The sequence below is a fragment of the Pseudoclavibacter sp. CFCC 13796 genome (assembly GCF_008831185.1).
GTDB lineage: Bacteria > Actinomycetota > Actinomycetes > Actinomycetales > Microbacteriaceae > Pseudoclavibacter_A.
In genome coordinates, this window is sequence record NZ_WBKD01000002.1 from 88,643 (window position 1) to 104,769 (window position 16,127).

General features: G+C 67.6%; 13 protein-coding genes, 1 pseudogene and 1 riboswitch. Of the genes and pseudogenes, 5 read left to right on the top strand and 9 right to left on the bottom strand.

Annotation, left to right across the window (positions count from 1 at the left end):
• Positions 1 to 69 precede the first annotated feature (69 nt).
• Positions 70 to 957 (top strand): NUDIX hydrolase, encoded by an 888-nt coding sequence (locus F8O07_RS09380; RefSeq protein ID WP_158031943.1) that lies wholly within the window; start codon positions 70 to 72, stop codon positions 955 to 957.
• Positions 958 to 982: 25 nt separating this feature from the next.
• Here F8O07_RS09380 and rhuM read toward each other — a convergent pair.
• Positions 983 to 1,300, bottom strand: a pseudogene (gene rhuM / locus F8O07_RS10750) (RhuM family protein); the annotation flags it as partial.
• A gap of 162 nt (positions 1,301 to 1,462) precedes the next feature.
• A riboswitch (SAM riboswitch) is annotated at positions 1,463 to 1,577 on the top strand.
• A gap of 11 nt (positions 1,578 to 1,588) precedes the next feature.
• On the opposite strand from rhuM, the gene F8O07_RS09390 reads away from it, so the two are divergent.
• Positions 1,589 to 2,398: a hypothetical protein gene (locus F8O07_RS09390; protein WP_158031944.1), complete on the top strand. Its 810-nt coding sequence runs from the start codon at positions 1,589 to 1,591 to the stop codon at positions 2,396 to 2,398.
• A gap of 263 nt (positions 2,399 to 2,661) precedes the next feature.
• Positions 2,662 to 4,314 carry an ABC-F family ATP-binding cassette domain-containing protein gene (locus F8O07_RS09395; RefSeq protein ID WP_158031945.1) on the top strand — a complete coding sequence of 551 codons (1,653 nt, stop codon included), beginning with the start codon at positions 2,662 to 2,664 and terminating at the stop codon, positions 4,312 to 4,314.
• A 79-nt stretch (positions 4,315 to 4,393) separates the two neighbouring features.
• Here F8O07_RS09395 and F8O07_RS09400 read toward each other — a convergent pair whose 3' ends face one another.
• Together F8O07_RS09400 and cmtR are read right to left on the bottom strand one after the other, a co-directional pair.
• Positions 4,394 to 5,089 (bottom strand): cation transporter, encoded by a 696-nt coding sequence (locus F8O07_RS09400; protein ID WP_158031946.1) that lies wholly within the window; start codon positions 5,087 to 5,089, stop codon positions 4,394 to 4,396.
• A complete protein-coding gene (gene cmtR / locus F8O07_RS09405; RefSeq protein ID WP_158031947.1) occupies positions 5,089 to 5,421 on the bottom strand; it encodes a Cd(II)/Pb(II)-sensing metalloregulatory transcriptional regulator CmtR in 333 nt (110 codons plus the stop codon). Before cmtR ends, F8O07_RS09400 begins: the two co-directional genes overlap by 1 nt.
• A gap of 181 nt (positions 5,422 to 5,602) precedes the next feature.
• On the opposite strand from cmtR, the gene F8O07_RS09410 reads away from it, so the two are divergent.
• Both F8O07_RS09410 and glpX read left to right on the top strand, forming a co-directional pair.
• Positions 5,603 to 7,231 (top strand): plasmid pRiA4b ORF-3 family protein, encoded by a 1,629-nt coding sequence (locus F8O07_RS09410; RefSeq protein WP_158031948.1) that lies wholly within the window; start codon positions 5,603 to 5,605, stop codon positions 7,229 to 7,231.
• Between the two features lie 101 nt (positions 7,232 to 7,332).
• On the top strand, positions 7,333 to 8,307 hold the full coding sequence (glpX, locus tag F8O07_RS09415; RefSeq protein WP_192496746.1) for a class II fructose-bisphosphatase: 975 nt from the start codon (positions 7,333 to 7,335) through the stop codon (positions 8,305 to 8,307).
• 583 nt (positions 8,308 to 8,890) lie between these two features.
• Here glpX and hemL read toward each other — a convergent pair.
• The 6 genes from hemL to hemE all read right to left on the bottom strand — a co-directional run bounded on the left by hemL (position 8,891) and on the right by hemE (position 16,112).
• A complete protein-coding gene (hemL, locus tag F8O07_RS09420; RefSeq protein WP_158031949.1) occupies positions 8,891 to 10,243 on the bottom strand; it encodes a glutamate-1-semialdehyde 2,1-aminomutase in 1,353 nt (450 codons plus the stop codon).
• Positions 10,244 to 10,397: 154 nt separating this feature from the next.
• The gene (gene hemB, locus F8O07_RS09425; RefSeq protein WP_158031950.1) at positions 10,398 to 11,483 is read right to left on the bottom strand and encodes a porphobilinogen synthase; all 1,086 of its coding nucleotides are present in this window, start codon (positions 11,481 to 11,483) and stop codon (positions 10,398 to 10,400) included.
• Between the two features lie 9 nt (positions 11,484 to 11,492).
• A complete protein-coding gene (locus tag F8O07_RS09430) occupies positions 11,493 to 12,434 on the bottom strand; it encodes a uroporphyrinogen-III synthase (RefSeq protein ID WP_158031951.1) in 942 nt (313 codons plus the stop codon).
• Positions 12,431 to 13,444 carry a hydroxymethylbilane synthase gene (gene hemC / locus F8O07_RS09435; RefSeq protein ID WP_158031952.1) on the bottom strand — a complete coding sequence of 338 codons (1,014 nt, stop codon included), beginning with the start codon at positions 13,442 to 13,444 and terminating at the stop codon, positions 12,431 to 12,433. The genes F8O07_RS09430 and hemC overlap by 4 nt, the downstream gene beginning before the upstream one ends.
• Complete coding sequence (locus F8O07_RS09440) at positions 13,441 to 15,021, bottom strand: protoporphyrinogen/coproporphyrinogen oxidase (protein WP_158031953.1); 1,581 nt, start codon at positions 15,019 to 15,021, stop codon at positions 13,441 to 13,443. Before F8O07_RS09440 ends, hemC begins: the two co-directional genes overlap by 4 nt.
• On the bottom strand, positions 15,000 to 16,112 hold the full coding sequence (gene hemE, locus F8O07_RS09445) for a uroporphyrinogen decarboxylase (protein ID WP_158031954.1): 1,113 nt from the start codon (positions 16,110 to 16,112) through the stop codon (positions 15,000 to 15,002). Before hemE ends, F8O07_RS09440 begins: the two co-directional genes overlap by 22 nt.
• Positions 16,113 to 16,127 lie beyond the last annotated feature (15 nt).

The window sequence follows — 16,127 nt, forward strand, 5'->3', positions numbered from 1 at the left end:
AAATGTCAAGATGACGATAAGTGCTATGCTGTGGGTATGTTCGCCAAGGAGATCCCGCGCCATCGGGCAATGAGCAGAACTCGTCATGATGCTGACGACGCGGCTGGTACTCACACCGACGTCCGAGCTGACTGCCGCGGTGAGACCGATTCGGCAGCGATTCCCCGCACTGCCGCCGACATCGCCGTCACCGTGGATGTCGTGGCGCTGACCGTGCACAACCAACGTCTGCAGGTGCTGCTGGTCGAACGCATGCTCGACCCGTTTCGAGGATGCTGGGCGCTGCCGGGCGGTTTCGTGCTCGCCGGCGAATCCCTTGAAGACGCCGCGCGACGTGAGCTCGAAGAAGAAACAGGCGTACAGCCGAGTGCGCTGATTGTGCAGACTCCCACCTCTGACGCACCGACAGGTCAGCACGCGAGCGCGCACCTCAGTGGACATGACAGTGGGCGTGCCAACGGACATCTCGAGCAGCTGCGCACCTACGGCCCGCTGCATCGCGACCCACGCGGGCCGGTGCTGTCGGTCGCGTACCTCGCGCTCGCTCCGGCATTCGATGTGCCGAGCGCGGGCGGCGACGCCGCTGAAGTCGCGTGGCATGATCTGGCGGATGTGCTGGGCGATGACGGCGCTCAGCTGGCTTTCGACCATGCACGGATTCTCGCCGACGGGGTCGAACGTGCGAGAGCGAAGATCGAATACTCCCCCTTGGCGACGGCCTTCTGCCCGCCCGAGTTCACGATCGCCGAGCTGCGCGAGGTGTACGAGGCCGTCTGGGGTGCATCGATCGATGCTCGCAACTTTCATCGCAAGGCGGTCGGAACACCCGGATTTCTTGAGGCAACCGGTTCATCACGCGCGCAGGCAGTGGGCCGCCCGGCCGCCCTCTATCGACTGGCGCCGGGCACCGACGTCACGGATGGTGTGCTGAACCCGCCGCTGATGCGCTCGCACTAGTTTTCACCGGTGATCACTCTGATGATCAGGTGCACCAGCAGTTCTTTCTCTCGCGGGTCAGAGTTCGCGACGAGAAGTGTGAGCGCGGCAAGTGCCCCATTGTCAATGATCGCGATGCCTGAATCTCGATACAGCAGCCCATACCCGACGCAAGCTCATCGGTCGAGCGGCTGAGAATCTGCACGACCTTGCCGAGCCGTTCGAGGCGTTGACGATCAATCGCCACACCGATGAGCAGATAATCCCGCAGTACCAAGGTTGCCCAGCGCCGAAAGCGCACGCCTTCATGAGATTTCACTCGATAGCCAACCGAAATATCCATGTCAAGGTTGCAGAGAGCGACGCTGTAGGTCTTGCCATCTCAGGCAGTTGTTGCAAAACCTGCAACAACTGCCTCGCCTTCGAGTCTGACCTCCAGACGCACCGCGCCGAAAGCGGCTTCACAGAATCTGGATCGAACCGCCTGACACACGGCAGTCGTCGGGTACCGGTAGTCTTGACCCACGTTCAAGAGTTGTGGCTGACAGTACCTGGCTGGCCGCACGGCAACCCGATCCATCTTTCCGGGTGCCCCAGGAGAAGAACGGGCACGTGACAGACGTCGCGCGCAAGCTCTGATGGAAGGCATATCATGTGCAAAGACACCGATTCCCCGAACCTGCCCGGCGACCGCGAGCAGAGCCACCACGACGCCACGCCCCGTGTGGCACGAATCCGACTTGGCGTGCGCTGGTCTCAGGCTCCGCTGATCATCGCTGCACGTCTGGATCAGCTCACCGGAGCCGAACTCCTGCGGGTGACGGTGATGAATAGAAACAAAGTGGTCGGGTCGACCGATCTCACCCGCGCTGGCGGAAGCACCGGGCCAGACGAGGCGAGTCCGGCATCCGCCGAATCGCTCAGCAGCCAGTCTGCGCAGGCCTTCATCGACAGGCAGAACGACCGCATCGTCGCACAGCTTGAGACGTTGCGCCTCGCAGCGGGGCTTGCGCTCGCCGACGATGGCGAGACCGGAGTTCAGTTTCGCACCCAGCACGCCGTCACCGACGCGTCAGGTGAGCCACAGCTTGATGACGCCGCCACAGAGGCCGACCGGGAGGCCGCACATGCCATGCCCTTCCGCCTTGACCGGAGTGCTCTGGGAGCGCTCATTCGCTTCGACCATCCTGTTCCGCTCAGTCGAGGCATGACTGAGCGCTACGTCACCGAGCACTTTCCCGGTTGGAACTGGCCGCAGATGGACCGGCTGCTGACCACGTCAGACACGAGGTTCATCACCCCGGCGCGACCGACCGACCGCGGCATGGCTATGCCGACGGTGCGTGCGAATGTGCATATGCTGCACTTCAGCGCCGACGACGACTGGGTCGTCGAATGGATGGACGGTGCGGTGACTCGGTCACCACGTCGCGTCATCGACCACGAGCCGCGACTCTGTTGATCGGCCCGTCGGCGCGCTGAGAAGAGGCCATGCGCGGGCAGAGCCGACACCAGACGGACTCTGCCCGCGCGACCTTGCCCGCACGCCACCGCTCAACTATCGTTGCTCCCAGCATCTCTGCGGCACACGGCCGCTGTGAGAAGAGATGAAGCGCAAAGGCATCAGGTTGAGGGCATTCGGTTCCAGCATCCATCGCTGACCGACCCTTGCGCCGACTGTCGCGCGGTCTCGTGTCAGCATCCTCTGACACTCTGGAGACCATTTTGCCAACCCACCACTCCCCTAGTACCTCTACGCCCGCATCCTCCATCGCGCTGCACGACGCGAGCTTCGCCTGGCCCGACGGCCGCAGCATCCTCACGCACGTGACCGCCGCGTTCCCGACCGGCCGCACCGGCCTCATCGGTGACAACGGCGCCGGCAAGTCGACCGCTCTCGCGCTGCTCGCCGGTCGCCTGCAGCCGACGGATGGCCGAATCACGCGTTCGGGCGTCGTCGCGTGCCTGCCCCAACGGTTCGATCCCGACCAGACGGTCGCCGAGCTGCTCGGTGTGCGCGCGGTGCTCGACGCGATCGCTGCCGTGGAGCGCGGCGGCGTCGACCCCGAGATCTTCGAACGCATCGGCGACGACTGGGATATCGAGGCGCGGTCGAGCGCCGCCCTCGCCGCGGTCGGCGTCGATCTTGGACTCGACCGCACTGTCGACACGCTGTCGGGCGGCGAGGCGATGCTCGCTGCGATCGTCGGCGTGCAGCTCGCGGTACAGCGCTCCCGAGCTGACATCGCTCTGCTCGACGAGCCCACCAACAATCTCGACACCGACGCGCGCCAGCAGGTCTATCGTCTGATCGACGGATGGCGCGGCGCCCTCATCGTGGTCAGTCACGACCGCCAGCTGCTCGAGCATGTCGATGCGATCGCCGAGCTGCGCGATGGGCGCATCACCCTGTACGGCGGGGCGTTCAGCGCGTACGAGGCTCAGATCACCAACGAGCAGCAGGCCGCCGAACAGGCGCTGCGGTCGGCCGAGCAGGAGCTGAAGGCCGAACGCCGGCAGCGCACGCAGGCCGAGCAGCGCATTGCGCACTCCGCGCGGCAGGGGCGCAAAGACGCCGTGAATCGCAAGTTCGTCAAAGCCGTGGTCAACGACCGGCGCAATTCGGCCGAGAAGTCGCAGGCGGCCCGCCGCGGCACGCTCGACGATCGAGTGAATGCCGCACAGCGTGCCGTCGACGATGCCGAGTCTCGTGTGCGCGACAACGAGCACATCGTGATCGAGCTGCCCGACCCCGACGTGCCGGTGGGCCGCCGCGTCGCGTGCCTGACCGGCGCCGACGGGCGTGAGTTCGTGGTGCAGGGCCCGGAGCGCGTCGCTCTCACCGGCCCGAATGGCGTCGGCAAGTCGACGCTGCTGGGTGCGATGCTCTGCGGTCAGGCCGACGTCGCCGCAGCGAAGCCTGGCGGTGCCCGAGCGAAGACGGCGCACGGCAAGCTCTTCGTCGATCACGTCGGATACCTCTCGCAGCAGCTCGCCTCGCTGCACGACGACGAGAGCGTGGTGCAGAACGTGGCACGCTTCGCTCCGGGCTTGGGCGACCGCGAACTGCGCAATCAGCTCGCTCGGCTGCTGCTGCGTGGCCGTATGGCGGATGCTCCGGTCGTCTCGCTCTCCGGCGGCGAGCGTTTCCGTGTGGCATTGGCCCAGGTGCTGCTGGCGACTCCGGCAGTGCAGGCGCTGGTGCTCGACGAACCGACGAACAGTCTGGATATGGCGAGTGTCGACCGACTGGTCGAAGCACTCGACGCATACCGCGGTGCGGTGATCGTGGTGAGCCACGATCGGGCGTTTCTCGAACGCCTGCGCCTCGACGTCGAGTTGCGGCTCGACAGCGCAGGCGTCCTGACCCAGTGCTGATGCGCGAGTCACGCAGGTATCGGGTGCGAGTGCAGCCGTCAGGGCCGCTTCGTCGTTCTCCCGTTCAATCGATCGCCACTCAGTGCGGTGCACCGTGCGGCGCGCAGCAGTCGTCGTGACGTTCGTCCTCCGTTTCGTCTGCAGCGATCGCAGTCGCCGCCGATGAGGCGCAGCAGGCGTCACCCCGCCATGCCTCGATGCCCTCGCGAACGGCAAACACGGCGATGGCCAGCGCAGCGACCGAATCAGCCCATCCCCAGCCCAGCAGGCTGTTCAGCAACAGGCCGACCAGCACTGCTGCAGAGAGGTACGTGCAGATGAGAGTCTGCTTCGAGTCGGCAACGGCCGAAGCAGACCCGAGTTCCCGGCCTGTGCGCCGTTCAAACCAGCTCAGCACGGGCATCACAACGAGGCTGAGCCCTGCGATGACGATGCCAACCGGCGAGTGCTCCGGCTGCTGCACGCCGAACAGCGTGAGCAGCGCATCTGCCGTGATGTAGAGCGCAAGCCCGAAGAACGAGAACGCAATGACACGCAGAGCGGTACGTTCCCGACGTTCAGGAGTCGGCGAAGCGAACTGCCAGGCGATCGCGGCTGCTGAGAGCACCTCTACGACCGAGTCGAGGCCGAAACCGATCAGTGCGGCCGACGATGCCGCATGACCGGCGAGCAACGAGATCACCGCTTCGATGACATTCCAGACGATGGTTATGGCCACGATGCCTCTGATGCGCCTGCGCAGAACAGCCGAACGTTCGCGAGTCAGAAGTGTCATCACAGCGCTCGCCTGCATTCGTCGATGCAGGGCACACCCTCGTCGACTGCAAGAGTGACGTCGATCAGGGCGTCGAGCGCCGCTGAGAGATGGGGGTCGGCTATCTCGTAGCGGGTGCGCCGACCCTCTGGTTCGGCCACCACGATGCCGCAGCCACGCAGACAGGTGAGATGGTTCGAGACGTTTGTTCGGGTGAGCCCCAAGTCGTGCGCCAGGCGAGCCGGATATCCCGGCTTGCGCATCAGCGACAGCAGGATGCGTGACCGGGTGGGATCGGCCATCGCACGTCCCAGCCGATTCATGACTTCAATCCGAGATGCAATGGTCAGCACATGCTGACCATACAGCGAATGCTGACCTGTTGCAATCCTCGTGCTGACACCTGGATTCCGTGTCACAGTGTTGGCGCCGCTGACCACGCACCAGAGCGGCCGTTCCGACAAGACGCCCGCTGCGCAGCAACGGTGTCTGTCCCCCCTCGCGTGCGAGGCGCTCAGCCCGTAGGCTGTGCGCATGACCGCCGCAGACGCAGAGAACGGCCCAGACAAAGAGAACGATCCAGACCGCAGCGACCGCGATCTGCAGCAGCGGTTCGCCGCGCTCGTCGGTCAGTTCTCTGCGGAAGAGGCCCTGCAGCTGCTCAACGCGATCGATGCACCGCAGCCCGACACCATATTGTCCGAACTCACCGAACAGCGCCCGAGCCTTCGCCGGCCTCGACTTGCGCGACCGGCGATGCTGCGCATCCGCGTTGATCTCGACCTCGACATCGATACCTCACCCGACGCGACCGTTGCCAACAGCGTTAAGGCGACCTCAGCCACGCAGCCCACGCCCCATGAACGGCAGATCTGGCGCCGTCTCGATCTGCGCAGCGACCTCACGCTCGATCAGGTGCACCAGATTCTGCAGGCCGCGTTCGCCTGGCAAGACACGCATCTGCATCGCTTCGCGCTCGGCGGGTCGCCACTCAGCCAAGGCGTCGAGCCCTTCATCTGCGAGTACGACCTCGAAGAGGGCGACGCCGAAGGCACACCCGAGGCCTCAGTGCACCTCGACGAGGCCCTGCAGCAGCCGGGCGACCGACTGTTCTACGTCTATGACTACGGCGATCACTGGCAGGTGACGCTGCGTCTCGAGCGTGTCGTCGAACTCTCTGAGGCACCGGGGGCGTCGACTGCGGATGCCCCTGCCGCAACCTGTGTCGACGGCCGCCGGGCCGCCCCGCTTGAGAACACGCGGGGGCTGGTCACGGCGGGTGACCCGTCGGCATTCGCCGAGCTCGCCCCAGACCGGTTCTCGGTCGCCGAGGTGAATGCGTCGATCGAGCTGTTGGCAGCTCGACGGCTCGAGCACCTGGGCGCTGCGGTGCAGCGACTCGTGCGGCTGGCACCGGCGTCGATCGCCGAAGAGACTCTGCATCGCGCGCAGATCGTCGACGGCCTGCTGCGGGCGCACGATGGCGCGGCGGGCGCGGGCGCGGCATCCACCGATGACGCGCAGCTCGACCCCCCGTTCGCCGCAGCGTTCGCACCGATCATGGCCGTGCTTGACCTGATCGGCGACGACGGGGCCGAGCTCACCGAGGCCGGGCGGCTGCGCCCGCACATCGTGTCGGCCGTCGCGCAGCTGCTGCCCTCGTGCGACGGCTGGCCAGGCAGCGCCACACGCGAGGATTCGACCCCGCCGGTCGCAAACCTGCGTGCGCTGCTGCAGCGGCTCGGGCTGCTCTACGTGCGCGGCGGGCAGCTTCTGCTGTCGCGCGCCGGTCGCCAGGCCCGCACCGATGCGGCGGTCTTCGTCACCGCGTTGCGCGCACGGCTGGGCGCCGAGACTCTGGACGATCCGCGAGAGTTCATCCGGCTGCTCTACCTGCTGCACGTCGCCGCCGAGGGCCGCGAGCCCGAGATGCGTCTGATCGCCGCCGAGATGACCGCGTTCGGCTGGCGCACGGCAAGCGGCGGCGGCGTCGACGAGTCGGCGCTGTATGCCGACGTGAGCAGCTACGTCACCTTGTTCGCCAATCTCGGGGATGTTCGCGAGACCCGAGAGAAGCGCCTCGCCTCGCGAGCGGAGCCGGTCGGACACAGCCGCATCTCTCCGGCTGCCGCGGCGCTCGCGGCCGAGCTGCTGCGCGGGTGATTTCGGCACTCCGCGTTCAGCCGCCGTTGTCACCGGTACCGGGTAAGATGGAGGCTGACGCGCCGATCGAAATGCGGTCGGCAGCTTTTAGGAGTTTTCAGATGACTGAACAGTCTCAGCAGCCCGACCGCAACCTTGCGTTGGAGCTGGTGCGTGCCACTGAGGCCGCAGCGATCCGCGGGTCGGTGTGGGTCGGCCGTGGCCAGAAGAACGAGGCCGACGGGGCCGCTGTCAACGCCATGCGCCAGTTCCTGCACACGGTTGCATTCGACGGCGTCGTGGTGATCGGCGAGGGCGAGAAAGATCGCGCGCCGATGCTCTTCAACGGAGAGCACGTGGGTGACGGCACCGGCGTTCAGGCCGACATCGCAGTCGACCCGATCGACGGTACGACGCAGACTGCGGCTGGCCGCCCCAACGCCGTGTCGATCATGGCCGTCGCCGACCGCGGCAGCATGCTTGACGCCTCGACGGTGTTCTACATGGACAAGATCGTCACCAGCTCGATCGGCGAAGGCGTCGTCTCGCTCGAGATGACCCCTGAAGAGAACATCCGCGAGCTGGCCAAGGCACTCGGCAAGCCCGTCAGCGAGATGACCGTCATCGTGCTCGACCGCCCGCGTCACGAAGAGCTCATCGAGCGCATTCGCTCGGTCGGGGCGAAGACCAACCTGATTCTCGACGGCGACGTCGTCGGCGGCATCAACGCGGCAAGTCCCTGGGGCGACGCCGACATGCTGCTCGGCCGCGGCGGCAGCCCCGAAGGCGTGATCACCGCAGCGGCGATCAAGGCGTTCAAGGGCGTCATGCAGGGGCGTCTGGCGCCGAAGGATGACGCCGAGCGCCAGCGCGGCATCGACGCAGGTCTCGACATCGACAAGATCTACACCGATTCCGAGCTGGTCGCCAGCGACAACACCTACTTCGTCGGCACGGGCGTGACCGATGGCGTGCTGCTGAAGGGCGTGAAGGGGCCGCGCAACGGCTACATCCACACGCAGAGCATCGTGCTGCGCTCGAAGTCGGGCACCGTGCGCTGGATCGAGGCCGATCACCTCGCCTCGAAGTGGGCGTGATCGCTCTGCTCGATTGAGCCGAGCCGCTGAATTCGATGGGGTCGCCGATTCGTTCGGCGGCCCCATCTCTGTCTCTCACAGATGCCCGTCACGCCGCACCCAGACATGGGAAATGACGTCGCCACCCATCGAGACATGGCAAATGACCTCAAAAACCATCGAGACATGGCAAATGACCTCAACAACCATCGAGACATGGAACTTGGCATGACTCGATGGGCTGGGACAGCATTTGCCATGGATCGATGCAGGCTTGTACCGGCAGGACGGGCAGAACGTGTGGTGCAGCGAGCACGAACCGGCCTGGCCAATGAGAAAGTGCACTGAACACAGACTGGGCGCGCAAGAGGGATGGTGAACCGGGGGCGTGGGCTGGCCTAGGAACTGCGAAAGTGCACTGAGCACAACGCAGAAGAGGCTTCCGGCACTGCGGAAATGCCAGAAGCCTCTTGCCGTCTCCCGCCTCAGCTCAATCTGCTCCTGGCTGAGCAGGTGGCTTCACCGAAGTGTCTTCGTCTGCTTGACGTCACTGTGCCGGGTACCCCAGTGACGGGACGGCTTGCCAGCGCCAGGACTGCCGCCGCTACCCGCCGATCGGCGGAGTCGCGGGGCGCTCGGCAGCGGCTGCCGCACGAGCGGCGGCAGGCAGCACCTCGGCAATGCGGTCGATCACGCTCTGGTCATGAGCGGCCGAGACGAACCACGCCTCGAACGCCGACGGCGGTGCCGCGACTCCCCCGTCGAGCAGCGCGTGGAAGAACGGCGCATACCGCCACGTCTCGCTCGCCTTGACCTTGTCGTAGTTCACCAGAGCACCGTCGTGCGCACCGAACGCGATCGAGAACAATGACCCCGCACGCTGGATGCGATGCGCGACGCCGGCAGCATCCAACGCCTCGGACACCGCCCCCTGCAGCGCCTCAGAGGCAGCGTTCACTCGTTCGTAGACCGAGGCGTCTGCGAGCCGCAGCGTGGCGAGCCCGCCGGCGATCGCCAGCGGATTGCCTGACAGCGTTCCGGCCTGATACACCGGGCCGAGCGGCGCGAGCAGGTTCATGTACTCTTCTGCGCCACCCACGGCAGCGATCGGCATGCCGCCGCCGATGACTTTGCCGAAGGTCATCAGGTCGGGACGGTACGGCTCGGCCGCATCGGCGTTCTCGAACCCCCACCAGCCGGCGTCGCTCACGCGGAATCCGGTCAGCACCTCGTCGAGCGTCACCAGCGCGCCATGAGCATGAGCGACCTCGATCAGCTCGGCGTTGAAGCCGGGCAGCGGCGGCACGATGCCCATGTTCGCCGCAGCGGCTTCGACAATCACGCCGGCGATCTCGTCACCGCGCTCGGCGAAGAGCGCACGCACGGCCTCGATGTCGTTGTACGGCAGCACGATCGTCTGCGCGCTGACCGCCGCCGTCACGCCAGCAGAGGCGGGCAGGCCGAACGTCGCAAGACCCGACCCGGCATCCACCAGCAGCGAGTCGCTGTGGCCGTGGTACAGACCGGCGAACTTCACGATGAGGTCGCGGCCGGTTGCCCCGCGCATGAGTCGAATGGCGGTCATGGTCGCCTCGGTGCCAGTCGACACGAAGCGCAGCCGCTCGACGGGGGCGACCCCGCCGCGACGCACACGCTGCGCGACGACCTCGGCCAGCTCGGCCTCGCCTTCGGTCGGAGCTCCGAACGACAGCCCCCGAGCTGCGGCGGCCTGCACCGCAGCCACGACCTCAGGCTGCGCGTGGCCGAGCAGCGCCGGCCCCCACGACCCGACGAGGTCGACGAATTCGTTTCCCTCGACGTCGCGCACGTGCGCACCCGAGGCGCTGGCGATGAAGTTGGGCACGCCGCCGACCGATCCGAAGGCCCGCACCGGCGAGTCGACACCGCCCGGAATGATGCGCTCACTGCGCTCGAACAGCTCTGCGTTCGTAGTCATGTTCTGTGTCACCTCTCGATTGTGATGAAGTCATTTCTGCGGATGCGCCGCTCGCGTCCGCCTGTTGCCCACGTGGTCGTGTGGTCGGCTGCACCCCGCGCGCAGACCGCGCAGACGGTGCGCACCCGAACCGACTGGGCGCGCAGCGGCAGGTTCACTCCCCGAAGCTGCCGTGTTTCAGACGGTCGGCGACCTCGAGCGCCCAGTAGGTCAGCAGGGCCTCTGCCCCGGCGCGGAAGATGCCGGTGACCGACTCGTCGATCACCCGTTCGCGATCGAGCCAGCCGTTCGCGGCGGCGGCCTCGATCGAAGCGTACTCGCCCGAGACCTGGTAGGCCCAGACCGGCACCGGACTGATCTGCGACACCCGGTAGAGCACGTCGAGGAACGACGCAGCCGGCTTCACCATCACCACGTCGGCCCCCTCGGCGATGTCGAGCTGAGCCTCGCGCACGCCTTCGCGACCGTTCGCGGGATCCTGCTGGTAGGTGCGACGATCGCCTTTGAGCTGCGAGTCGACGGCCTCACGGAACGGCCCGTAGAACCCAGACGCGTACTTCGCCGCGTAGGCGAGCAGCATGACGTCCTGGTAGCCGTTGGCGTCGAGCACGTCGCGCAGGTAGCCGATCTGGCCGTCCATCATGCCGCTCGGCGCGAGCATGTGCGAACCAGCCTCGGCCTGAGCCAGCGCCATCGCGCCGTAGCGCTCCAGCGTGGCGTCGTTGTCGACGCGACCCTGCGCATCGAGCACGCCGCAGTGGCCGTGGTCGGTGAACTCGTCGAGGCACAGGTCGGTCTGGATCACGATCGCATCGCCGACCTCTTCGACCATCGCACGCACGCCGCGCTGCACGATGCCGTCTGCGGCATCCGCCTGCGACCCGACGGCGTCGAGGTGCGCCGGAATGCCGAACAGATTCACGCCGCCGATGCCGGCCTCAGCAGCACGGGCGGCGATGCGACGCAGCGAGTCGATGGTGTGCTGCTCCTGGCCGGGCAGTGCCGAGATCGGCACCGGCTCGGTGGCGTCTTCGCGAACGAACAGCGGCAGAATCAGCTGCGACGGCTCGATGCGGGTCTCGCGCACCATGCGGCGCACGGCCGGCGACTGGCGCAGACGCCGAGGACGCACACGCGGGAAGGCCGCGAGCGCTGGGGCCCCGGGATCACCGGGAACGTGGGATCCTCCGGCGGGCAGGCCCCGGGCAGAGCTGATGTCGTGAGATGTGCTGTCGTTCATGCTGACTCCTCAGTGGTTGTCGTCTGTGATGTCTGTTGTGCGTGCAGGTGCGGCGTGCACCGACGCAGCGCCGGGTGCGCGCATGCTGGGTGCGCGCATGCTGGGTGCACGCGAAATGGTGGTGGCCGCGCCGGTGCGACGGCGGCCTGCGGCGACCTCGGCGAGGGCGTCGAGCAGACCGGGGATGCTGTGCTCGCGCGCCGTCGCCGCGACGTTGAGGCCGAGTGTCTCGGCGTCGTTCGTCGTCTGCTCTCCGATCGAGACGAGCACGGTCTGCGCGGCGGATGCTCCGAACTGGATGGCGACCTGCTGCGCCACCGTGCCGCTGGTGACGAGCACGGCGTCGATCGCTCCGCGGCGCACGTCTTCGATGGCGTGCTGCGACAGTGCGATGCCGATGGTGCGGTAGGCGTCGACGGTGTCGACCTGCCATCCGAGCGCGCGCAGCCCCCGTTCGAGCGAGTCATGTGCCTGCGCCGAGTGCGGCAGCAGAAGCCGGGCACGAGCGTGGTCAGGTCGTGGAAAGACGTCGAGCAGGCCGTGCGCACTCTGCTTCTGCGGGAGCAGATCTGGGCTGAGTCCGAGCCGCTCCTCCGCAGCTGCGGCCGTCGTGGCGCCCACGCACGCGGTGCTGAAGCCCGGCGTGCCGGCAGGCGCTGAGAACGTCAGACCGCAGTCGGCGAGGGCATCGACCGTGCGCTGACTGGTGAGCACAAGCCAGGCGTAGTCTCCCGACTGCAGACGCTCGACCACCTCTTCGAGCTTCGAGGCGTCTGCTGGCGGAATGCTTCGGATCAACGGCGCGACGACAGGCTCCCCTCCCCGAGCGGCGACCTCAGCAGCGATGCGCTCACCGCCTGGCCCGCCGCGAGGCACAAGCACACGCCATCCGCGCAGCCCTGCGCTGGCAGCCTCGTGTGCGTCGGCGCTGACAGCTGCGCCGTCGGTCACTCCGACCTCCGTGCGTCTGCCGCTGCGATGATTCGGGCGGCGCCTTCGGCGATCAGCTGCTGCGCGACGCGTTCGCCTTCCACAGCGGTCCACGCCTCGATCGCCGCTGCGTCGGCCGCACCAGCTGCACTGAGCTGCCGGGCGCCGTGTGCAGCACCCGCGCCGAGCATCTTCCCGAGTTCGAGAACCTCGTCGACGGCGACGTCGTGCTGCGCGTCATACAGGTCATAGACGCGGGCATGCAGCTCGACCGACCGCAGGTCAGACGCGACGATCGCGTGCACGCCGACCGGAGCGGCGCATCCGCTGCCGAGGCCGCCGAGCACAGCACGCTCGAGCGTCGCAGCAAGACGCGTCGGCGCATGGTCGAGGGTCGCGACCAGGCTGCCTTCTCCCTGCCTCGTCTCGACGGCGAGCACGCCCTGCGCCGGTGCGGGAACCCAGGTGTCGACGGGCAGAGCCTCGTGGTGGTGGGCGGCCGCCGAGGGCAGCCGTTCCAGCCCCGCGGCGGCCAGCACGACGCCGTCCAGATCGTCGTAGACCCGACCGATGCGGCTGTCGATGTTGCCACGAATGTCGACGATCTCGACATCGGGGCGTGCCCGGCGCAGCTGCGCCTGACGACGTGTCGACCCGGTGCCCACCCGAGCACCCTGCACGAGACCGCTCAGGCCCTCACCGCCACGGGTCACGATCACGTCGCGCGAATCAGCTCGCTCGGGCATCGCGGCGATGTCGAGGTGCTGCTCCTGCGCGGTGGGCAGGTCTTTGCACGAGTGCACGACCACGTCGTAGTCGCCGGCGGCGAGCCCCTGCCGCAGGGCGGTCGCGAAGACGCCGACGCCGCCGATCTGCGCAAGCGATGCCTTGGACACATCGCCGTGGGTGACCACCTGCACGAGCTCGACGGAACGTCCGGTCGCCTCTTCGAGCGCGTCGGCGACCAGCTGCGACTGCGCCACCGCCAGTCGAGACCCTCGTGTGCCGAGACGAATGGTCGTGCCTGTCACTTTGCCACCTCTTCATATGTTGTGTCTGCTGTGCTCGCACCCGATGCGCCGTTTCGAGGGCGATCGTGGCGAGCCAGCAGTCTCAGTGTCTGTTCACGAGCGTACGGAAGCACCGAAGCGAGGCCGGTTCCCGAACGCCACGACCCGACCACCGCGAGGTCTCCGAGGTTCGCGGCTGCGGCATCCACCGTCTGCCGGATCTCATCAGCCCGAGCACTCGGCTGCACGTTCAGCCAGCGATGCACCGCCGTCGCCGCCACAGCCCGATCGGCGATGTCGACGTCGGTGAGCACGCGCACGTCGCGAACGGCCTGTGCGCACAGCTCGTCGTCGGTCATCGTGCTCGGCTGCCCCGCGCGGCCGTAGCTCAGTCGCAGCACGTGGCGGCCGGGGTGGGCAGATGCTGCCGCGTCGGCGATCCAGCGCCATTTGGCCGAGGCGTGGGTCATCGCCTTCGCCTGCACATCAGGCGCATCTGCGGTGACGAGCATTCCGGTGCCGCGCGGTTCGAGGTCGAGTCGCGCATCGTCGACGACGAGCGTGACGAGGGCGACTGCGGCAGGAGGCGTCCACGAGCCCGCCTCTGAGAGCTCGAGCAGCCGCAGGGCAGGGTCGGCCGTGGTCGCCAGCACGAGCTGGGATGCGGTGTGACATGTCTGTGAGCCGGGATGGCACGCACCCGGAGACATCGGCGACCCGCTGCTCGGGCGGTCTCCGACCGCAGCGACCCGCACGCGCCATCCTTCGGCCGTGCGTTCGATGCGATCGACCTCTCGGTGCAGCAGGATGCGACCACCGGCCGCAACGATGCGGTCGCGCAGTCGATCGGTCAGCGTGTGCATGCCCCCGACGAGGCCGCGCACAGCGGACCCCGGAGCCCGTTGCGCCTGCAGATGCCGCACCGCGCCGCTGAGCGTTCCGACCTCGACGAGCGCTGAGAGCAGGCCGTGCGCAACCGACTCGACAGGCATCTCATAGGGGTCGCCCGAGTAGATGCCGCCGGCGACCGGCGCCACAAGACGATCGATCACCGCACTGCCCATGCGCGCCTCGACCAATGCGCCGAGGGTCGTCGCACCGGGATCGGTCGCGTCGACGCCCACGGCCGGCGGCAGGGTCAGATCATGTCGAGCAGCACGAGCCCCCTCGACCCCAATGGCTTCGACGAGCTCGCCGTATGCTGTGCCGTGTTCGTCGAGATCGCCCGGAATGCCCAGCATGCCCGTGCGCGGCAGACGACTTGCGGCGAAGCGCCCCTGATAGCGGTACCCGACCCACGCACCCACCGGGTTCGGCTCGACCACCCGGTCGGCCAGCCCGAGCTCGGCCAGCAGCGGTTCGACCCGGCCCCCGCGGGTCGCGAACGATTCGGTGCCGGCGTCCATCTCAAGGCCGGCGAGCACGTGCGACGCAACCGGCCCGCCCACGTGGTCTGCGGCCTCGAGCACCGTCACACGCCGCCCGGCCTCAGCAGCCGTCCAGGCGCTGACCAGCCCGGCGATGCCGCCGCCGACGACCAGCAGGTCGGCGTCGAGCTCAGCGTCGCGTTCGTCGGTCACCGCTCGGTCGCCTCCCATGCGTGCACGTGTGCGACGAGGCGTGTGAGCACGTCGGGGTCGGTCGCCGGAGGCACACCGTGACCGAGGTTGAACACATGCCCGGCGGCTCGCTGCCCGGCCCGCAGAATACGATCGGCCGCTGCTTCGCGCACGGCGGCCGGGGCGCCCAGCAGCGCCGGGTCGAGATTGCCCTGCACGGGCACGTCGACGCCCAGACGGTTGATCGCGTCGGCGAGTTCGGTGCGATAGTCGACGCCCACTGCGTCAGCGCCCGCATCGCGCAGGTCGCAGAGCAGCTCAGGCCCGGCGAGACCGAAGTGGATGCGCGGCACGCCGCGTCCGTCGGCAGTGCGCAGATCGGCGACGCTGGCGAGCACGCGAGCGGATGCCGGGCGCACATGAGCACGGTAGACGGTCGGTGCCAGCGACCCGACCCACGAGTCGAAGAGCTGCACGGTCGAGGCGCCGGCAAGCACCTGCGCGCGCAGGAACGCCGCCGAGTAGTCGGCCATCTTCATCACGAGACGATCCCAGACCTCGGGTTCGGCGAACATGAGCGTGCGCGCGGCCAGATGGTCTTTCGACGGGCCGCCTTCGACCAGATAGGCAGCGAGAGTGAAGGGCGCACCCGCGAAGCCGATCAGCGGAGTGTCGCCCAGTTCGGCGACAGTGAGCCGCACGGCCTCGGCGATCGGGGCAAGCTGATCGGCGGTGAGCTCGGGCAGTGCATCCACATCGGCCGCGGTGAGCACCGGCGAGCCGAAGACGGGACCCCGCCCCGCAACGATGTCGACATCGACCCCGGCCAGCTTCAGCGGAACGACGATGTCAGAGAAGAAGACCGCGGCATCCACATGATGGCGACGCACCGGCTGCAGGGTGATCTCGGCGGCGAGATCGGGCCGCAGGCAGGAGTCGAGCATTGCGATGCCCTCGCGCACCGAGCGATACTCAGGCAGCGACCGACCCGCCTGTCGCATGAACCACACCGGCACGTGGTCGACCGGCTCGCCCCGCAGAGCGCGCACCAGGGCCGAGTCAGCCGTGGACTTCGGGGGGTTCGATGCCGGAGAAACCGGGTTCAGGGGATGTGCGGCAGAAAGACTCACGACCCCATTCTCGCA